The organism is Kiloniella laminariae (assembly GCF_027214005.1).
In the GTDB taxonomy this organism is placed as follows: domain Bacteria; phylum Pseudomonadota; class Alphaproteobacteria; order Kiloniellales; family Kiloniellaceae; genus Kiloniella; species Kiloniella laminariae_A.
Map to the genome: position 1 here is coordinate 1 of NZ_JAPWGY010000023.1, position 3,563 is coordinate 3,563.

The 3,563-nt window shown below is 47.7% G+C and carries 3 protein-coding genes and 2 pseudogenes; all 5 read left to right on the plus strand.

Going from position 1 to position 3,563, the window contains the following annotated elements:
* The coding region (locus tag O4H49_RS20395) for an HNH/ENDO VII family nuclease (RefSeq protein ID WP_269425273.1) at positions 1 to 877 on the plus strand (877 nt) is incomplete at its 5' end.
* Positions 878 to 880: 3 nt separating this feature from the next.
* Positions 881 to 1,300 (plus strand): SMI1/KNR4 family protein, encoded by a 420-nt coding sequence (locus O4H49_RS20400; RefSeq protein WP_269425274.1) that lies wholly within the window; start codon positions 881 to 883, stop codon positions 1,298 to 1,300.
* Between the two features lie 269 nt (positions 1,301 to 1,569).
* Positions 1,570 to 2,675: pseudogene (locus O4H49_RS20405) on the plus strand (IS3 family transposase).
* Positions 2,676 to 2,986: 311 nt separating this feature from the next.
* Positions 2,987 to 3,175 (plus strand): annotated as a pseudogene (locus tag O4H49_RS20660) (hemagglutinin repeat-containing protein); the annotation flags it as partial.
* A 24-nt stretch (positions 3,176 to 3,199) separates the two neighbouring features.
* Positions 3,200 to 3,563: hypothetical protein (locus O4H49_RS20410; protein WP_269425275.1), on the plus strand; the 364-nt coding region annotated here is incomplete at its 3' end.

The window sequence follows — 3,563 nt, forward strand, 5'->3', positions numbered from 1 at the left end:
AAAGGGCTTTGGCTGGGCTGCAGATACCCTGAGAGAAAATCCCGAGGCTGCAACGGCAATCATCGGTATGACTGATATGGTTGCAAATTCAGTGTGGAGCCTTATGGCTGCTGCTGAGGGTGGGTTAGAGGTTGTTAATCCTTCGACTAATGGTCAGGAAAGTCCCGAATTTTCTCTGGATTATTACGCAAGTGAATATGAAGCTGGCGTAAAACGGCTTATCCGTGACAAAGAAGCATTGGGTGAAGGCACCGAAGCTATACAACAAGGGGCAATTGACCTCTTCCTTGAGACAGTCAAAGACAGTGACATATCACCTGAAAAAGCTGCCCTTTATGCCACAATTGCAGCAAGCGGTGTTATCGTTACACGAGTATTAGCAAAACGTCTGACTGGTGGATCAGGGAATACCCGTAAAGAAGTAAATGAACTTGCTGATACGCTTGATAATCTCACTGACCAGATTAATGTCGTTGAACAAACTGTTCAAAATCGTAAGATTGCAGCCAATTATTTTGGACAAAAACGTCAATTTTGGACACAGGATCCAATAGAATTTAATGGAAATAAAGTTTATCAAAGAAATGATATCATTGATCCTAATCGAATTGATCCAATCAGTGGTAAGACAAACTTAGAGTTAATGAGGGTTGGTCGTGCACCATTAGGACCTGATGGAAAAGCCGTTAACCTTCATCATATGATACAAACGCAACATGGACCGATTACAGAAGTAACACAGAGTTTCCATCAGCAAAACTTTGGTACAATTCATATAAATACAGGAAAATTACCATCAGGTGTGAATAGAGCAGAGTTTAATGCTTGGAGGAGAAATTATTGGAAAAACAGAGCCATTGATTTTGAGGTAGAATAAATCATGTACACTATAGATGACGCGATTAATGATTTAAATCATGCAAAAGATATTTCAGTTAATAGCAATTTTTTGCCAGATGACCGTTTAATTGTACATTACGAACAATCTACAGGGTTTACATTTTCTGATGACTACAAAAAGTTGCTAAAAAATACAGGTAACGTTTTTGTGGGTTTTCTATCTCTTTTGGTTCTTAATCCCAAAGGGGAAGAACATTACGGTGAATTAAAAAATGCTATTCGCGAAGGGAGAGAAATTGGTTTACCAGAAAGTTGGTTGCCAATATGTGAAGATAATAGTGATTATTACTGCTTAACTCCAAATGGGGAAATAAGATTTTGGAGCCATGATGGTAATGTCGATGAAAAATGGGCTGATTTAGCTACATGGGTAAAAGAAGTGTGGCTTGAGGGAAACTAGTGGTATTCACATACAAGCTATCAATAGTCGCAAATGCTCAATAAGGGATTTGGCTATGGTATAGGCACAATCATTCTGATGGCCATGGCGAGAACTATATATTGCTTGGTAATTCAGAGAAACTAGAAAAATATGTCGATGTTGCAGAGGATTCTCTCACCCTAGAAGGGCTATATTTGTCTCCAGAACAGGCATGGCTTGCTGCTGTTCCCCCTAAATCTTGATCCATTGATGAGTTAGTGTTTTCGTCATTTTCACGGAGGCACTCAATGAAGCGCAGATTTACGGACGAACAGATCATCGGGATTTTGAAGGAACATGAGGCCGGGGTTCCGGCCAAGGAGCTTTGCCGCAAGCATGGGATGTCGGATGCCACATTCTATAAGTGGAAGGCCAAATTCTCTGGCCTGGAGGTCAATGAGGCTCGCCGCCTCCGGGACCTGGAAGACGAGAACCGGCGCCTGAAGAGGCTGGTTGCGGATTTGTCGCTGGACAAGATGGCGTTGGAGGAGGTTCTAAAAAAGATCTGAGCCCCGAAGACCGACGCCGCGCCGTTACGCTGCTGCAGGAGCTAGGCCTGAGCGAACGCCGGTGCTGTCGCCTGGCGGGGCAGCCGCGTTCCACGCACCGCTACAAATCGGTTCAATCACCGGATACAGAGCTTCGGCAGGAGATGCGGGAACTGGCCGATCAGCATCGTCGCTTTGGCCATCCGCGATTGCATGTGCTACTCAGGCGTGAGGGCTTCGGGGCCAATCACAAAAAGACCCATCGGATATATGTGGAAGAGGGTTTGCAGGTGCGCAAGCGCAAGAAGCGGCGACGTTCGGCGATCGTCCGCAGGCCCTTGGTGCTGCCGGCATACCCTGGGCAGAGATGGAGCATGGACTTCATGAGCGATCAGCTATCCAACGGCCGGCGCATCCGGTTGTTCAACGTTATCGATGATTTCACCAAGCAATGCCACGCCATGATCGTGGACTTTTCGATCAACGGTCTTCGGGTGAGCAGGGAACTGAACCGGCTCCTGGAGCAGCATGGTAAACCGGAATTCATTGTCTGTGACAACGGTACCGAATACACGTCCATGGCGATGTTCAAATGGGCTCGGGACAGTGGCGTTGATCTCCAGTTCATACAGCCGGGCAAACCCAGCCAAAACGGTTTCATCGAAGCCTTCAACGGTCGCGTAAGGGACGAATGCTTGAATGAAAACCTGTTTTCCAACCTGAGGGAGGCGCAAGACATTACCCAAAAATGGAGGATCAACTACAACAATCACAGGCCACACTCCGCCCTGGATTGGGCAACCCCCAATGAATTCGCATCATTCTGTTCCGGGTTAACCCGGAACAGAATGGACAAGGTCGCATGAACCTGTCATGCAGAAAAAGCTAACTGCTCAGTGGCACAGGTCTGGGGAGAACAGCATTGCTGTAGAAGATTTCCTAGACCAGAAAGGCTGGCGATCAAACAGAATTTGTTGGCTGCACGAAGATCAAGTTCCAAAAGGAAAGCATTGGCTTGTTTCTTTTGACTGTATTTAATTTTCACAAATTGGTTAAAGTCTCTGCAATATATAATCATGGGCGAAAAGCGCTCATTACACTGTATCCTCTAACTTTAGTCGGAGGAGGTTCTGTTAAATTTTCACGCAAAACTTTGAAATAAGGCTCCGGCAATGCATCGGACCGCAATGTCGATAGCCTGACCCATACCAACAGCCGCATTCTTGCCGGGAATGACGTCACTCTGAAATCCGGGGATGACACGACCCTCAAGGGCGCACAGGTTCAGGCTGGTGGATCAATTGATGCGGATGTCGGCGGTGATCTCACTCTTGCCTCGTTGCAGGATACCAGCCGGATTGACGGAGGCAGCAAGGGCGGTTCTGTCGGGGTGAGTACTGGTCTGGACGGCAAGGTCAACGCCGTTAATGGCTCAATCTCCTACGGCAAGGAAAAGGGTCGCAAGGCGTGGGTAGAGGAACAGTCTGCCCTGATTGCCAAAGGCAACGTGGATGTCACCGTCGGTGGTCACACGCAGCTTGACGGGGCGGTCATTGCCTCGACCGAAGGTGACGTGACACTGGATACCGAGACCTTCGACTACACCGATATTCAGGATCACGACACCTACAAAAACGTCAATGGTTCGATTTCCGGCTCTGTCGGGATCGGCGGGGATGATAGTGCAGACAGTGCCTCCCCGGATCTGCTGGACCGCATCGCCGCCCTGCCCACCATTGAAGGTTCTTACGAAA

Coding starts and splice junctions, on each gene's coding strand:
- O4H49_RS20400 (WP_269425274.1), top strand. CDS start 881: ATGTACACTATAGATGACGCGATTAATGATTTAAATCATGCAAAAGAT.